This is a genomic window from Paenibacillus lacisediminis, from assembly GCF_046567315.2.
The window spans coordinates 85,054-101,545 of record NZ_JBKIAX020000015.1 but is presented as its reverse complement, the minus strand read 5'-3'; the positions used below and the strand labels follow the sequence as shown (position 1 = coordinate 101,545).

Annotated in this window: 11 protein-coding genes; 10 read left to right on the top strand and 1 reads right to left on the bottom strand. The window is 52.7% G+C overall.

Features of this window, described 5'->3' with window-relative positions:
* The first annotated feature begins 16 nt into the window (after nucleotides 1–16).
* The 5 genes from ACLD72_RS24135 to ACLD72_RS24115 all read left to right on the top strand — a co-directional run bounded on the left by ACLD72_RS24135 (nucleotide 17) and on the right by ACLD72_RS24115 (nucleotide 7,990).
* Complete coding sequence (locus ACLD72_RS24135; RefSeq protein WP_411001901.1) at nucleotides 17–2,095, top strand: beta-galactosidase; 2,079 nt, start codon at nucleotides 17–19, stop codon at nucleotides 2,093–2,095.
* Between the two features lie 603 nt (nucleotides 2,096–2,698).
* Entirely contained in the window at nucleotides 2,699–3,859 is a 1,161-nt protein-coding gene (locus tag ACLD72_RS24130; RefSeq protein ID WP_411001900.1) for a winged helix-turn-helix domain-containing protein, read from the top strand.
* Nucleotides 3,860–3,968: 109 nt separating this feature from the next.
* Nucleotides 3,969–5,321 carry an MFS transporter gene (locus tag ACLD72_RS24125; protein WP_411001953.1) on the top strand — a complete coding sequence of 451 codons (1,353 nt, stop codon included), beginning with the start codon at nucleotides 3,969–3,971 and terminating at the stop codon, nucleotides 5,319–5,321.
* Between the two features lie 668 nt (nucleotides 5,322–5,989).
* Nucleotides 5,990–6,214: a hypothetical protein gene (locus tag ACLD72_RS24120; RefSeq protein ID WP_458476188.1), complete on the top strand. Its 225-nt coding sequence runs from the start codon at nucleotides 5,990–5,992 to the stop codon at nucleotides 6,212–6,214.
* Nucleotides 6,215–7,396: 1,182 nt separating this feature from the next.
* Entirely contained in the window at nucleotides 7,397–7,990 is a 594-nt protein-coding gene (locus tag ACLD72_RS24115; protein WP_411001952.1) for a TVP38/TMEM64 family protein, read from the top strand.
* Nucleotides 7,991–8,275: 285 nt separating this feature from the next.
* Here the strand turns inward: ACLD72_RS24115 and ACLD72_RS24110 are convergent, their stop codons facing one another.
* Nucleotides 8,276–9,319: a GntR family transcriptional regulator gene (locus ACLD72_RS24110; RefSeq protein WP_411001897.1), complete on the bottom strand. Its 1,044-nt coding sequence runs from the start codon at nucleotides 9,317–9,319 to the stop codon at nucleotides 8,276–8,278.
* 395 nt (nucleotides 9,320–9,714) lie between these two features.
* On the opposite strand from ACLD72_RS24110, the gene ACLD72_RS24105 reads away from it, so the two are divergent.
* Genes ACLD72_RS24105 through ACLD72_RS24085 form a run of 5 tightly spaced genes read left to right on the top strand, consistent with a single transcriptional unit; the run spans nucleotide 9,715 to nucleotide 16,459 of the window.
* Nucleotides 9,715–10,575 (top strand): carbohydrate ABC transporter permease, encoded by an 861-nt coding sequence (locus ACLD72_RS24105; protein ID WP_458476187.1) that lies wholly within the window; start codon nucleotides 9,715–9,717, stop codon nucleotides 10,573–10,575.
* Nucleotides 10,576–10,589: 14 nt separating this feature from the next.
* Nucleotides 10,590–11,423, top strand: a complete 834-nt coding sequence (locus tag ACLD72_RS24100; protein ID WP_411001895.1) for a carbohydrate ABC transporter permease — start codon at nucleotides 10,590–10,592, stop codon at nucleotides 11,421–11,423.
* Nucleotides 11,424–11,465: 42 nt separating this feature from the next.
* Nucleotides 11,466–12,887 (top strand): ABC transporter substrate-binding protein, encoded by a 1,422-nt coding sequence (locus tag ACLD72_RS24095; RefSeq protein WP_411001894.1) that lies wholly within the window; start codon nucleotides 11,466–11,468, stop codon nucleotides 12,885–12,887.
* A gap of 21 nt (nucleotides 12,888–12,908) precedes the next feature.
* On the top strand, nucleotides 12,909–14,684 hold the full coding sequence (locus tag ACLD72_RS24090; protein WP_411001893.1) for a glycoside hydrolase family 2 protein: 1,776 nt from the start codon (nucleotides 12,909–12,911) through the stop codon (nucleotides 14,682–14,684).
* Nucleotides 14,681–16,459 carry a sugar-binding domain-containing protein gene (locus ACLD72_RS24085; RefSeq protein ID WP_411001892.1) on the top strand — a complete coding sequence of 593 codons (1,779 nt, stop codon included), beginning with the start codon at nucleotides 14,681–14,683 and terminating at the stop codon, nucleotides 16,457–16,459. The genes ACLD72_RS24090 and ACLD72_RS24085 overlap by 4 nt, the downstream gene beginning before the upstream one ends.
* Nucleotides 16,460–16,492 lie beyond the last annotated feature (33 nt).

Genomic DNA, 16,492 nt, shown 5'->3' with positions numbered 1-16,492 from the left:
AGGAGAGGACGATACCATGAGTACACAAAGTAAAAAATCCCCCCCAATCAGCGCTAAGCTGCCGGCATTTATGCACGGCGCCGATTACAATCCCGATCAATGGCTGCATGACCCGCAGGTGTTGGCCGAAGACATCCGGATGATGAAGCTGGCCCATTGCAACGTGATGGCCGTGGGGATTTTCTCCTGGGCTGCGCTGGAGCCGGAAGAGGGCGTGTACCGCTTCGAATGGCTGGACCGCGTGCTGGACACCTTTGCGGAAAACGGCATCTACGCCTGGCTGGCCACCCCCAGCGGCGCACGCCCGGCCTGGATGTCGGAGAAATATCCGGAGGTGCTGCGCGTAGGCGGCAATCGTCAACGCAATCTCCACGGTATGCGGCATAATCATTGCTTCACGTCGCCGGCCTACCGCGCGAAGGTGACGCAAATGAACACGCGCCTGGCGCAGCGCTATTCCAGCCACCCGGCGGTTCTCGGCTGGCATGTGTCCAACGAATACGGCGGAGAATGCCATTGCGACTATTGCCAGGAAGCGTTCCGCGGCTGGCTGAAGCGCAAATACGGATCGCTGGATGCGCTGAACCGCGCCTGGTGGACGGCATTCTGGAGCCATACGTATACGTCCTGGTCGCAGGTGGAATCTCCGGCGCCGCACGGCGAGACGATGGTGCACGGGCAAAACCTCGACTGGCGCCGCTTCGTCTCCGATCAGACGATCGATTTCTACAAGCATGAAATCGCCCCGCTCAAGGCGGTGAATCCCGATCTGCCGTGCACGGTCAACATGATGGACCTGTTTTACGGGCTGGATTACCGCGAATTTGCCAAGGCGGTGGACGTTATTTCCTGGGACGCCTATCCGACCTGGCACGAAGCGGAATCGGACGCCGGCGTGGCGTCCTGGTTCGCCTTCAACCACGACTTGTTCCGCTCGCTGAAGAAAAAGCCGTTTATGCTGATGGAAAGCACGCCATCTTTAACGAACTGGCAGCCGGTCAGCAAGCTGAAGCGTCCGGGCATGCATCGGCTGTCCTCACTGCAGGCGGTGGCCCACGGCTCCGACACGGTGCAGTATTTTCAATGGCGGAAAAGCCGCGGCTCCAGCGAAAAGTTCCATGGCGCGGTCATCGACCACGTCGGGCATGAGCGTACCCGCGTGTTCGAGGACGTGGCTTCGCTCGGTGGGACTTTGGCCGGACTGACGGAGGTGCTTGGCACAACGGTTCCGGCGGAAACGGCGATCCTGTTCGACTGGGATAACCGCTGGGCGGTCAACGACGCGCAAGGGCCGCGGAACAAAGGAATCCACTATGAGGACACCGTTATGCAGCATTACCGCGCTTTGTGGGAATTGGGTGTGCCGGCCGACATCATCGGTTCTTTCGACGATTTTTCCGAATATAAGCTGCTGGTCGTGCCGATGGCGTATCTGCTCCGTGAAGAAACCGGGAAAAAGATGGAGCGGTTCGTCGAAAACGGTGGCACGCTGTTCGTCACCTATTGGTCGGGGATCGTTGACGAAAACGATCTGTGCCATCTGACCGGCTTTCCCGGACCTTTGCGGAAGACGCTGGGCGTATGGGCGGAGGAAATCGACGGGCTGCACGACCATGACCGGAACGGCCTGGTGCTGGCGAGCGGGAACGAGCTTGGCCTTAACGGCACGTTTGAAATTCACGAGCTATGTGAGCATATCCATGCCGAAGGCTCCCGGGTGCTGGGCGTCTACAGCGATGATTTTTATGCCGGCAAACCGGCTTTCACGATGAATACGTTGGGTGAAGGCAAAGCCTATTATTTGGCGGCCCGCGTCAGCGACCCGGCGTTTTACGAAGCGCTGTACGGCAAGCTCACCGAGGACGCCGGCGTGCGCCGCGCGCTCGATGCCGCGCTACCGGCGGGAGTAACCGCGCAGCTGCGCACGGACGGGGAACACGATTACGTGTTCGTGCAGAACTTCTCCGGCCAAGCGGCCCGCGTCGAGCTGGACGGGCGCGGCTATACGGATGCCGAAAGCGGCGAAGCGGTCTTCGGCCCGCTGGAGCTGCCGATGAACGGCATCGCCATTTTGAAGCGTACGGCGCAGGTGTAGGGAAAGGGAGGCGCTCCGGCAACAGGACTTCCGAAACGGAATTGTAGCTGGAAAGTTCCAACTCGCAACTGGGGAGTCAGCCTCCTCGCGTCTTATGGTAAGAATAAGGGACAAAAATGTCGCTATATTCTGCGGTAACCGGGGGATGAGCAAATAGCGGAATAAAAAGCACTTATTTTCCTCCGGCTGGATAAAAACAGGTGAAAATAAGCGGGTTCCACAAAAATAGGGCCCAAAAATGTCGCTATTGCGGTGAAATGGCACGGAATGAGGGAGATAACGCCATAAAATTCCGCTATGCGCCAGGCTCACCCGATTGCAGCTAGCGCACTACAAAGCGCACTGCAATAACCGCAGCACAGCGACTGCAACACAGAGACTGCATCACAGCAACCGCACTGCAACAAGGGCAATACTGGCAACCGCAGTACAATAACCGCAGTACAATAACCGCAGTACAATAACCGCAGTCAATAACCGCAATACATTAACTGCAGCACGACAGCCGCTGACTCGTTCAGCGGCTTTTTACTTGCCGGAAAAAGAAGTAAAATGAGAAGCAACGCTTACTCAACACCGCGAAAGGAAAGGATGAATGCACGAATGTCCTCATTGATCTTTGATCCCGCCAGCTATACAGTAACATGTGGTTCGGAGTCCATCGGCTTGCTGGCGAAGGAGTTCGCGCTTCTGCAATTTCTGTATGATCACCGCAATCAGGCGTTCACACGGGAGCAACTGCTAGACCGGGTATGGCTGCTGGAATATCCGGTCGAGCGGACGGTGGACGACCATATATACCGCTTGCGGAGGAAGCTCCGCCAATGGCGGCATATCGCCATCAATACGGTGCGGGGATACGGATACAGCCTTACGCTTCGGGACAGGAGAGCGGTCGGCAATCCTTCGGTGCAAGATCCGGAAGTGCAAGAGGCGATGAGGGAGTTGTTCAAAAAATACCACCTGCTGGGGCAGGGCAAATCGCTGCTTGCCTTGGCCGATCGGCAGGACGTGCTGGGGTTTGAAGTGGATGAATTTTATACGCTATACGTTCATTTCATTCAAGGCGATATTCCCTGGTTTATGGAAGAGAACGGAATCCCCCTCGGGGAAAAATTGTATTGGATGCTGATCATATATCGGGGAATGGCGCTGCGGCGGGAGGAAGTTCTTTCATTTCTGCAATTATGCGAGAGAGTGCTGGAGCTGCGCATTCTTCCGGACCGGCAGCACCGGGAAATGGAGATTTTAAACATTCTGGACGTGTATGCCGATGCCGGACAACCTGAGGATGCGATAAGCAGATTCGAAAAAACGCGGCAAACGGTCGAATCTGACGGACTGTCCGGCTTTGTCATCCCTGTTGCGATTATGGAAATGTACGTTCAGGTCGTTGCCGGCCAGAGCTCCGAAGCGGAACGCGCCTCCGGCCGGATCGAGCGGCTTTTGCAAAACTCGCCTTATCTTCGGGAGATCGGACGTTACCATATTGTCAAAGGTCTGCACCTGCTCACCCAGGGGCAGCGGCAGGCCGGGGCCGATTTGATCGACGAAGGGCTGGAAGTGCTGCAAGCGTCCATGCATGTGCCGATGCTGCTGGGATCGGTTTGCCAAATCGTTTTATTCTTGCAGGAACGTCTGCCGGATGACCCTCGGCTTGAACAAAAATACCGCGCCGTTTACGATGCCTTGGATAAGGAGTTTGGCTTATCCCGCTATCGGGCCGATCTAAAAGAGGTTGTTCAAAAAACCATCTTTCCATGACCAAGCGGGTTTATGAAGCGGATTCGATGTCGAATCTTGAATTCAGCCGACTCTCCCTCCGGAGTGAGACGGATTCCGTCTGATTTTCCTCTGACATTGCTCCGTTATGATGTGGCTGTTAGTTGAACGTGAAACGGAGGACTGTCCGGTGCAAAATCAAAATAACGAATCCTGTCCATCCCTGCGGTCGAACCGCAGCTTCCGGCATATGTTTGCCGCCTATGCCCTGGCAACATTTGGCGATTGGTTTGACGCCTTGGCGATCCAGGTGATCGTCGCTTACCGCTGGGGAGCCGACCCGCTTTTGCTGGCGCTGATTCCGGTCACCATGGCGCTGCCGGGGGTCCTGCTGGGCTCTTTTGCTGGTGCGCTGGCCGATCGGCTGCACAAAGCGAAGCTCATGCTTCTGTGCGATCTCGTGACCGCGGTGCTGACTGCGGCCATATTGGCTGCGCCGAACCTGTATTGGCTGCTGCCGCTGCTCGCCTTTCGTGCAGCGGCGGGCGTATTTCACGTGCCGGCCCAGCAGGCGCTGACGCGTCAGGTTGTGCCGCCCGGCCAGTTGCTGCAGGCAACCGCGCTCAATGGACTGGTCGGGCAAGGCTCCAAGGTGGCCGGGCCGCTGCTGGGAGCCGCGGCGCTGGCAGCGTTTGGCCCCAAAGCGTGCATCGCGATTAATATCGGCGCAAGGCTCCTGTCCGCAGCGCTGCTGTATCCTCTTGGCCGACTGCCGAATGGCGCTGCGGAACGCATACACGTTCCCGGCGGCCGGCGCCCGCATCTGCTGAGCGGACTCCTTGGCGAATGGCGGGAAGGCTGGCTGCTGCTCGCGCAAGCGAAACTGCTTAGAAATACGCTGCTGTTTGGACTCATAGCGCTGATCGTTTTGATGATGATCGATTATCAGTTTGCTGCGCTGTTGCGCGGGATCGCCCCCAACAACGAATCGCTGATCGGCTGGCTCGTATCCGCGATCGGAGCCGGAGCCGTGCTGGTCCTTCTGCTGCTTAACCGGTTCCGCCGGGTTAGCGGGGGCTTGGGGCTTGGCGGCGGCTGCGCTCTGATCGGCGCGGGAATCGCCCTGCTGGGCCTTTGTCCTCCCGGAACGGGGCTGGCATGGCTGCTCGGATTCGGTCTGCTGATCGGTATCGGCAACGGTGCGTATATGGTGACGCAAAATTACATCCTGCAGAAGGAAACGCCTGAGCAGGCAATCGGCCGCGTATTCGGCATTCAAAATACGCTCTCCAGCGCGATCATGCTGACCGCTCCGCTGGCCGGGGGCGTCTTGATCCGGCTGGTTTCGGCAGGCACCGCGTTTCTGCTGATCGGCCTGCTGCTTGCCGCAATCGGGACGGCGGGCGTGCTGTTTCGCACGGTCTTATGGCCCGCTTCGCCGCCGGAGCGGGAAGAAACTAGTCGGCCACCTGCAGCAGAGCGTTCTTATCCCGGCGGGGCGTGACCGTTCCAGCTTTATTAGATGCTAGAAATATAACTCAACTTTCGCAGCAAAAAATCGGCAGACAAGCCTTGATTTGGCTGGGTAAAGCAGCAATCCATTGCCGGAGTTGACGCTGAATTAGAGGCGGACAGTGTCTTCCCGGCTTTTTGGGCTACTTCGTTGAATGGATGCATGGAAGCTTGGAAGCGTCAACGATGAAGAGGGCGTCACGATTCGCCGAGGTCAGCGCATCTACCTTTTGCACCGTAGCCGCCCTCGAGCAGTGTCCCAAATCGACGCCAGGTGAGGGGGCCGTCAAAGGGTTCGTGTCTTGGTGTCTTGGTGTCTCGGTGTCTCGGTGTCCCTGCCTGCAGCCTTTGCACGATTATCCCTTTCGTTCAGAGAGCAGGGGGGCTAGAGCAAGGTTTCAAACAAAAGAGAGAAGAAAAAAATAAAAAGATGAGGAAAAAAACGAGGCGGTTCAGGTGAGATTTTCGACTTGATAAAGGAACGTACGTTTGGTATAATGAAGTAAATCGAACGTGTGTTCGTAATTTCTTGATTCGGGGGCGAGCGAATATGGAGGTCAATACGGGAACGGAACTTCAACCATTCAGCAGACGTTATAACAGCGAGCAGGGCAGTCGTTCCCTCTAGCCTATCGGCTGTATGCGCCTCTGCGGAAAGTGGTGAGAGAGGCGTTGGAATCGCTGAAGAGTACATATATAGCCTTGGGACTGAAGCATCTGCAGGCGTACCTGAACGAGTACACTGGACGCCGCCGGCTGCGTCTGTCCGGAGCGGAAGAAACGATGCGGCAGAAATTGCTGCGCATGTGTGTGGCGATTCCGGCGATCCCTTACCGCCGGCTGATCGCACGTCAACCGAACCAGCCCCTTGCCGCTGCGGCCTGATTGTGACGTTGGAACGGTGGGGGGGAGTTTGACGAAGATCAACTTAATGCGTAGGGGTTATCTTAATGTGGATCAACTTGCTTGGTGTGGGTTAGCATGAATGGTGTGGGCGTTGCTGCAGACGGAAGGGTTCAGGCTACAGCAAAATCACGGACTTTTCGTTTCCCTCACGTCTTGTCCTTGATCTCCTGTCTAGATATCCTGTCTCTTTGTCTTTATCTCTTGTCCGGTCTGTTTCACCTTCCCTAAACCCGATTTCTTCTCCTAAGCCCGTCTAAATGATCTCGAACCTATCTGCTTCTCCACCAAATTTTTCTTCTCCCGAGCTTGTCTGTTTCTCTGCTACCCTGATCTAACGGGATAATCGTGCAAAGCGTCCGGACAGTGAGTGTTGATCTGCCGCCCACCCCAAGCAAAGAATACTTTAATTCGTTTGGCAGTTGATTTAGGTCGGGCTGATGGTCTACAACAATGAAAGACACCTCTTCTGTCTGATCGTAGAAGCTCGTCACTTTCGCTTTACCAAACGAAGCGGTGTTTTTCTATTTTGCCAGCCGCCTATCTTAATTCTTTGAAAACCTTCAGATCAAGGACTCAAGCTGATTTTTGCTCTGCAAAAGTTGAGTTATAAAATTTCCGGCAGGGTAGAGGACGATGCGTAGGAAGTGAGGGGAGGAGAAGCGGAATCCGGAGGCTAAGGGACACCAGAGCCGTTATCTGCGGAAAAACGGAGGTTTGAACAATGTAACGGACACAGATGACCCTATTTACCTCAAATTGGCCCGGATGAACTAGTTTTGAGCCAATTAGAGTCATGTGGGTCCGTTAGGCTGGGAAATACCCGGGAAATGGGCGGATAAGGTCGCTGGAGTCCGTTAGAGAAGCGTTCACGGATTTGAGAGAGCTGAAGTACTCGGTGCTTCGGCTCATGAAAGAAGGGGAAGGTTTTTCGTAGTCGAACCGAAGAGGGAATGGGTATGGGGTGGAACCCCCACCCATTCCCTCCCGTGCATCCAAGGTATGGGAATGCAGGGGCAAGGGACCTCGCCAGCGGCGATTTTTTCTTGTAATCTCCATCATATTGTTGATTATTCAGGCCGGAAATCCGGGCCCGGCTATAGTATAATGGGGGCACCCGGATAGGAGAGGTGAAGTTTATTGTCAGGCGCAGAACTTAGCATGATGGATTATTTTACGGAACAAAATATAGAGTTCTTCCTGGAGCGCTTCCGCTCCCTGGGGCCGCTGCCCGGCATCCTGCTGACCTTTCTGAAATCGTTCGTTCCGCCGCTGCCGACGATTGTGATCGTGGGAGCCAATGCCGCGATTTACGGGATGTGGCTGGGCTTTTTATACTCCTGGATCGGACTTGTGAGCGGGAGTTTGCTGACCTTTTTGCTGATCCGAAAAGCGGCCGAGACTCCCTTCATGCGCCGCTGGGCGGCCAAGCCCAAGGTGCGGAAAGCGATGATATGGGCGCGCAGGAACGGATTCAGCTTCGTATTTCTGCTCAGCATGCTGCCGGTAGGCCCGTTCGTTGTAATTAACATGGCCGCGGGGCTGACGCGGATGCCGGCCGTTTCCTTCGGCACGGCGGTGGCCTTGGGCAAAGCCGTCATGGTCTTCTGCGTGTCCTATATCGGCACGCATCTGTCCGACTTTGCCGCGCAGCCGGCCAAGCTCCTTGGCGTCGCGGCGTTCATTGCGGCTTCCTTATGGTTGAACCGGAAGCTGCAGAGCTACTTCACGGCGGCTGCGGCCGAGCCCGCCGAGTAAACATGGGATAACAAGACTGGGGGTGGTTTGGCGTTATGAAGATCGGCAAAACGGAAGAATCGCGCGCAGCAGCGGAATCCATCCGAATAGGGCGCGGCTTCTAATGCCGCCGACTCAGGGCATTAGGCTGCTAAAGGCGGCTTCGCTGGGCTGCCGGGCGATTGCGCCCTGGTTCCGCCTCACGATCGTTTGTACCAGCGCTTCAGTTCGCTTTTTCAAGTGGGAGTAGGTGCATGAAATCCCCCCCCCCCCCGAATCAAAGTACCCCCGACTTCCGCGCGGCCTTTATTTCAAACAGAGCGTAACCGGTTCGAGATGCTGCTGCGGGGCATCCTGCCCGTGCAGTTGGCCTTTGAGCAATTCAACGGTTTTTCGGCTGATCTCCTCAATATTTTGCGCAACATAGGACACACCGGGCAATTCGGGATTGTCAAAAGTCATGAGCTCGATCCTGTCTAGCAAATGCTGCTCGCTCAAATAATCGTACACGTAATGGGCCAATTGAACATTGACGGTAAAAACAGCGGTAATGTGCTCCCTGTCCTTTAAAAAATCGGTGATTTCCCGTTTCGCCTGATTTTGCTGAAGCGATTGCAATTCAAGCATGCACCATAAAGTTTTATCAATAGGGAACTGGTGTTTCAAATAGGCTTTTTCATAACCGGCGGCCCGGTCTTCCGTGACCGAATTCGTAATTTCCGGAGAAATATAGGTGATATGCCGGTGTCCCCTGGACAGCAAATACCCGATAGCTTCAAAAGTTCCTTGCATATTATCCGAGGTTACGCTGGCCATACGAATATTTTTAAAAAAACGGTCTACCAATACGACCGGAAACTTGTCGAACGCCAGTTGAATAATGGTCTCGTTATAGTTTTCCGCTTCGGTCGGAAAAATGATCAATCCTTTAACCCCAAAATCCAATAACTGACGAATCGCCAAGGTTTCCCCTTCGGCGGACTCCCGCGTGATCCGCAGCATAATTTGGAATCCTTCCTCGCTGGCGTATTTCTCAATATAGTTGAGCAGCTGTTGATCTATTCGGGTTTTCATGCTTGGGAAAACGACGCCGATCATCACCGGAGAGTTCGAAACAGGCCGCAATTGCGCGGACTGGCGGGAGACGAAGGTCCCTTTTCCCTGGATTCTTTCGACCCACCCTTCCTCGGCGAGGCCAATGAGCGCGTTCTTGGTCGTGATTTGACTAACGCGGTATAAGCTCGACAATTCCTTCTCCGATTCGACCCGATCTCCCGGGCGAAGCACGCCAAGTTTAATCTGTTCTTTGATGCTCTCCTGGATTTGTTTATAAAGCGGCAGTTCTTTCATAGATTCGCTCCCACATCTAAATAGGATTGTATTATACTAAGTTGATTATATATTTTGTGTGAAGAAGTGTCTACAGAAATTGGAAATACCAATTAAATATATTATGTAGTATTGTTTAGACGAAGTTATACAAGGGAAATACATATAAGTTTATAACTTTATACTATATTTAGTATATATTATTTGGATGGTATATACTAATATAGATTTTGCAGATGGAACCGCGTCATAGTATATCTTGCCAATGTCTATAGCCGGGAGGTGGCGGAGTACTGAAGCTGCAGTGCAAGAAAAACTGTAAATGAAAATTTCAAGCATTTGAAAGCGCATCCAGAAGGGGTGAGGAAATGATTGTGAAAGCGGATACGGGGCGGTCTAAGAAGTTTTCAGAGAGAATGCTGCCCTATATCTTTATTGGACCTGCCATAATACTTATCACTTTATTGGCTATCGTACCTTTGTTTTACTCCGTATATATCAGCATGTTGAACTATAACTTGTCTCTGCCAAGCACGATGATCAAGTTTGCCGGGCTGGAAAACTACCGGTATATGTTCAGCAACGGTCCGTTTATGAAGTCCATCGTATGGACGCTGGTCTTCACTTTCTTTACGGTATCCTTGAACGTAACGTTGGGGATGGTCCTGGCGCTTATTTTAAATAACGAGAAAATCAGCAGACAGGCGCGGATATTCAAAAGCTTGTTTATTCTTCCGATGATGCTGGCCCCCGTCGTTTCTACAACGATGTGGAAAATTATGTTTGGCGCCATTTACGGGCCTATCAATTATATTATCGAATCCCTCGGACTGAAAGCGGTGGCCTGGACGGGGGAGACGCTGCCGGCAAAGATCGCCGTTATCATGATCGATGTGTGGGGTTCAACGCCCTTTTGCATGCTCATCCTGATCGCGGCTTTGCAAACGGTGCCAAAAGATATTTATGAAAGTGCATATATCGACGGAGCAAACCGGGTAAAAACGTTCTTCAAGATTACGCTGCCGCTGATTCGAAATTTTATAGCGCTCGTCGTTTCGCTGCGCGTGATGGATGCTTTGAAAATATTCGATTCGATTATGATTTTGACGGATGGCGGCCCCGGGGATACGACCGAAACGATGGGAACGATGATCTACAAGACGGCCTTTCGTTATATGAACGTTGGGGCCGGTTCCGCGGGAGCGATCATTTTTTTCGCGATTATCGTCGTCGTCACGCTTGTGTTCCTGAAAGTGCTTCGTAACGATCGGCAATAGGAAGGGGGGAGAACATGAAAAAATATTATACCGAAAAAAGCGCGCTTTATTTGCTGCTTCTTCTTTTTATCGTCCTGTTCTTGTTTCCGATTTATTGGGCGGTAACGACTTCATTCAAGTCTGTCGGCCAGATTATGAAGGTACCTCCGGAATTTTTTCCCTCCAAGTGGGTTTTGCAGAACTATGTAGAGGTGTTTACGGAGCATCAGATCGGAACGTATTTTCTCAACAGCCTGATCGTTGCCGTTGTTACTACGTTGTGCACTTGCCTTGCGGCTACTTTTGCCGGATACGGCTTTTCGCGTTTCAAGTTCAGCGGGAAAGCTTTCTGGCAGTATGCCATCATTGTGATGCGTATGGTTCCGGGGCTGGTATTCATCATTCCCTACTATATTATTTTCCAAAAGCTAGGCATTCTTGATACGCTTTTCGGGCTTATTATCGTTTACATTACCGCCTCTCTTCCGTTGGCTATCTGGCTGTTTATGGGATTCTTCGACGAGTTGCCGGCAGAGATGTTCGAGGCGGCCAAAATCGACGGCTCCAGCGAGTTCGGCATTTACTGGCGAATTGCATTGCCACTGATCGTGCCAGGGATTGTTGTAGCTTCCATACTCGTGTTTCTGGCGGCATATAACGAGTTCAGCCTTTCTCTCGTTCTTGTGTTTACGGACCAGAACAAAACGCTTCCGCTCGGTATCAGCGGCATGATTCAACTGCAGAAGGATACGCCGTTTGGCACATTGGCCGCCGCCGGCACCATCGCCTTCATTCCGGCGCTCATTCTGGCGTTGACCACGCAAAAGTATGTACAAGCCGGGATTACTGCCGGAGCGGTCAAAGGATAAACAACCATAACAACAAAAATTTTTGTTCAGGGGGTTTCAGATATGGGAAAAAAATTGCAGCTTACGATGACATGCCTGCTGGCAACGACGCTGATCCTCAGCGCATGTGGTTCCAAAAAGGCCGAACCTTCGGCTCCGGAAGGCGAATTTAAGGAAATTACGGTACAGGCCCCGGATGTGCTCGGCATTAAATTGAACGATCTGAACGGGGGAGGAACGCTCGGCGGACAGTATGCGGGGCAAAAAATCGTAGTGGCGACAAGAACGGGGGACTTTGCGGACGCGTTGAAAAATGCCGCGAATTACTTTGAGCAGGCTTCGGGAGCGACTGTGGAGGTACAAAGCTTTCCGGCAGGTACCGATGTTGAGAAGATTCAATTGGATTTGAATACGGGACATCACTTTGACGCGGTGTTGATGCCAGTGGCCAATGTACACGGCTATGCGGAGGGAGGACTTATCCAGGACTTGCAGCCGTACGTTGATTCCATTGCAAGCCCGAATTTGGCTTTGGATGATTTTATTCCAAGCCTATTGCAAAGCTATGGCAAGTATAAAGGGAAGCTGGTTGCTTTCCCGTACAAACCGGATTCGCAGTTGTTCTTCTACCGCAAGGATCTGTTTGAGGATCCGAAAATCAAAGAGCAGTATAAAGCGAAAACGGGCAAAGACCTGGCGGTTCCAACCACGGTTGAAGATTTCTTGACGACGGCCGAATTTTTCACGCAGAAGTTCAATCCGGAATCTCCGACCAAATACGGGTACAGCTCTATGGCTTCCAAAACCAACAGCCGGTTGCTTTGGCAAAACCGTTTGGCGGCTTTCGGCGGGAAAGATGTGGATGAAAATTTCAAGCCGGCGTTTAACAATGAAGCGGGGCTGAAAGCGATGGAAACGATGGTGGAATTGCGGAAATATGCCCCTTCCGAGTGGCTGCAATTGGGCTGGGACGAGGCGAATGCGCTGTTCGCCAGCGGTGAAGTTGCCATGATGGAACAATGGCCGGGGCTTTATAGCACCATTGAAGGGGATCAATCGAAGGTGAAAGGCAAGGTTGGCTTTGGTGTTACTCCAGGCGGATCGCCTACGATGGGCGGTTGGGCGATCGCGATGACGAGCACGACGAAATATCCCGAGGCTACTTATAAATTTTTGGAGTATGTCACTTCGAAGGACGGGGAATTGCTAAAAATCGATTATACCATGGACCCGACACGTACTTCCAATTACGAACGTCCGGAAGTGATGGCTTCCAATCCGATGTATCCGGCACTGCTCGACTCCTTGTCCGCGGCGAAAATTTTGGTGGATCCGGACGTGCCGTTTGTATCGTCAAAACTGAACGATATTATGGAAAATGCGGTTCAGGCCGTTCTGAGGGATTTTCTTACTCCGCAAGCGGCGCTTGACGAGATGCAGCAAGAGTTCGAAAAAGAAATTAAATTTGCCGGTTTAAGTCAATAGTTGAGGGGAGTTGGGGACAGCATGAGCGGCATGCATACACGCGGAGAGTATCCGCGTCCACAGTTTGAACGGAGTTTGTGGTTAAATTTGAACGGAGAGTGGCAATTTCAGTTCGACGATAAACAAGTCGGGGTTGCCGAACAATGGTTTAAGGATAAGGTTCTGGAGCAAAAAATCCGCGTGCCTTTTTGTTACCAAAGCAAATTGAGCGGAATCGGAGTTACGGAGTTTCACGATACGGTCTGGTACAAGAGAACGGTCGACATTCCCGAGGAGATGAAGGGTAAGCGGATTATCTTGCATTTCGGAGCGGTTGATTACGCTTCCCGGGTTTGGGTGAACGGCCAAATGGTCGCTGCTCACGAGGGAGGGCATACCCCGTTTGCCGCGGACATTACGGATGCGCTGAAGGAGAACGGCCCGAACGAAATTACGCTGCGTGCGCAGGACTTCAACCAGGACGTTACCTTGCCGCGGGGCAAGCAATATTGGAGGGAAAAATCCGAACTGATCTTTTATACTTCGACAACGGGAATCTGGCAGCCCGTGTGGATCGAGGCGGTAGAGCCGATTCATTTACGCCGGGTTTACTATTACCCCGATATTGACCGGAATGAAATCGGCATTCAATACGTAGTGGAAGGCTGGGCGGAAGATACGGAAATTACGATCCGGACCCAGATCTCTTTTGAAGGGGAAACGCTCGCGGTCGATGAGTGTAAAATGACGGCATCCCGGCAAAAGCGCCGGATCGAGCTGCATGATTTTAACGATCACGGGATGGGGCGCTGGTGGAGCCCGGAGCATCCGTATCTGTACGATGTGGAATACCAGCTGTATGCCGGAGGGGTTCTGCTGGATACGGTCCGCAGCTACTTTGGGATGCGCAAAGTGTCCGTGGACAGCGGCAAACTGTGCTTGAACAACCGTCCGTTTTACATGAAGGCTATCCTGGATCAAGGCTATTTTCCTGACGGCATCATGACAGCCCCGGCGGATGAGGATTTAAGACGGGATGTGGAACTGACCAAACGCATGGGATTCAACGGTGTCAGAAAACATCAAAAAATTGAAGATCCGCGTTTTCTGTACTGGTGCGATAAACTGGGACTCGTCGTTTGGGGGGAGGCCGCGAATGCCTATGCTTTTAGCGAGAGCTACGTGAAGAAATTTACGGCGGAATGGGCCGAAGCGGTGGATCGCGACTTCAACAACCCGTCGATCATCACCTGGGTTCCGCTGAATGAAAGCTGGGGCATTCCGAACGTGAAGGTGGACGAGCAGCAGCGGCAGCACGCCATCGCAATGTATCATTTCACAAGATCACTGGATCCGACAAGGTTGGTTATTTCCAACGACGGCTGGGAGCACGCGCAATCGGACTTGTGCACGATCCACGACTACCGGTGGGATTACGGCGAACTAACCCAAAAATACAGCCGGATCGAAACAGCGCTGGATGCACCGCAAAATCGGGATATGTATGTGAAAGGGTATCGGTATGAGGGACAACCGGTTTTAATGACGGAATTTGGAGGGATTTCCTTCCAGTCCGGAGACCAGAGCGGCTGGGGCTACTCGGGGGCGATCGACGCTGCGGACTTCGAGGTGCGCGTGCGGGCGGTGATCAAGGCGATGCATGATTCACCGCTGATCCAAGGTTACTGTTATACGCAATTAACCGATGTCGAGCAAGAAATCAACGGGCTGCTGACCTTTGACCGCGAATCGAAAATTCCTCTGGAAACGATACGGCGATTTAACGAGGGCAAATTTGAACCGGAGGAGGACCTATGACAACAACGGCAATACCAAGAGCGGAATATCCGCGTCCGCAATTCGTCAGAAATAGTTGGCGCAGTCTGAACGGGACATGGTCTTTTGCGTTTGATGACCGGAACGTCGGGGTTAAGGAAAAATGGTATCAAGGAAAGGCGAATTTTCCGCTGGAAATCACGGTACCTTTTTGTTATCAGAGCGAACTGAGCGGGATCGAAGACAACCAGGTGCATGAGTGCGTGTGGTACGAAAAAACCTTTGCGATCCCCGATGAATATGCCGACAAACGGGTGATCCTGCATTTCGGGGCGGTGGATTACGAATGCAGCGTGTGGGTGAACGGTTTGCCGGCCGGGAAACACCGCGGCGGGTTTGCCTCTTTTTCGTTCGAGATTAGCGATCTGATCGCCGGGAAGGACAACCGGATTACCGTAATGGCCCGGGATTATTTACGGGATTTAACGATTCCCCGGGGCAAGCAATACTGGAAGGCTAAGGGGGAAGTCATGTGGTTTACGAACATGACTGGTATCTGGCAGTCTGTGTGGCTTGAATTCGTTGACGAAATTTATATGGAAAAGGTGCGGTTCACACCGCATTTGGATACGAATGAAATCGAAATTCAGGCGTTTATCGACGGTTGGGATGACCGGCATCGGATAGAGCTGGATACGCGTATCGAATTTGCCGGAGATGTCGTCGCGGAGGAAAGCAGGAGAATCCTGGCGGGCACGGAGGCTTGGCGCGTGAATTTGCGGGACTTTAACGATCATGGCCTGGGACGCTGGTGGTCGCCGGAAGCCCCAAATTTGTACGACGTCAGCTTTCAACTTAAAGTCGATGGAGTGCCCGTCGATCAAATTGGCAGTTACTTCGGGATGCGCAAAATATCCGCCGACGATGGGAAACTGTGTCTGAATAACCGCCCATACCGTATGAAGCTCGTGCTGGATCAAGGTTATTTTCCGCAAAGCCTGCTGACGGCCCCAACGGAGGAAGCGCTTCGCCGCGATGTCGAATTGTGCAAAGAGATGGGGTTCAACGGAATGCGCAAGCATATGATGGTAGCGGACCCGCGATATTTATATTGGTGCGACAAGCTTGGCGTGTTGGTTTGGGGAGAGATGGCGGCTGCCTACGTATATAACGAACAATATGCCTATCGCATGATCGAAGAATGGAAGGAGGTCATCGACCGCGACTACAACCACCCTTCCATCGTCGTTTGGGTTCCGCTGAACGAAAGCTGGGGAGTTGCGGATATTTATTATAACGAGAAGCAGCAGCATCACGCGCAATCCCTTTACCATATCACCAAATCGGTCGACTCAACCAGACTGGTCATATCCAATGATGGCTGGGAGCATTGCAAATCGGATTTATGCACGGTGCATGATTACTGCAGAGACCCTGAAATTCTGAACCGGCGCTACTCGAACATCGAAAATATCATCGCCGATATGCCCGGCCTGGAAGGAAGAAAGTTTATCTACAACCCGGGTTTCTCCTATCAAGGCGAGCCGGTGCTTTGCACGGAATTCGGCGGGGTAAACTACCATGTCGAGCCGGGTTCTCCTGTCGTTGAGCCCAAAGCGGAGAACGGCGAGCAGTTTGTGTCGCAACTGGTGGACGTGATTCATCCTTTCGTGGTTTCGGAGCTTATCCAAGGCTACTGTTATACGCAATTAACCGACACGGAAACCGAAATCTGCGGCTTATTGACGTGGAATCGGGAGCCAAAGATTCCGGTGGAAGTCATCCGTAGAATTAACGAAGGATACGCCGACTTTTAATAGAAAATTGCGTAAACTAATATTTTATTTTAC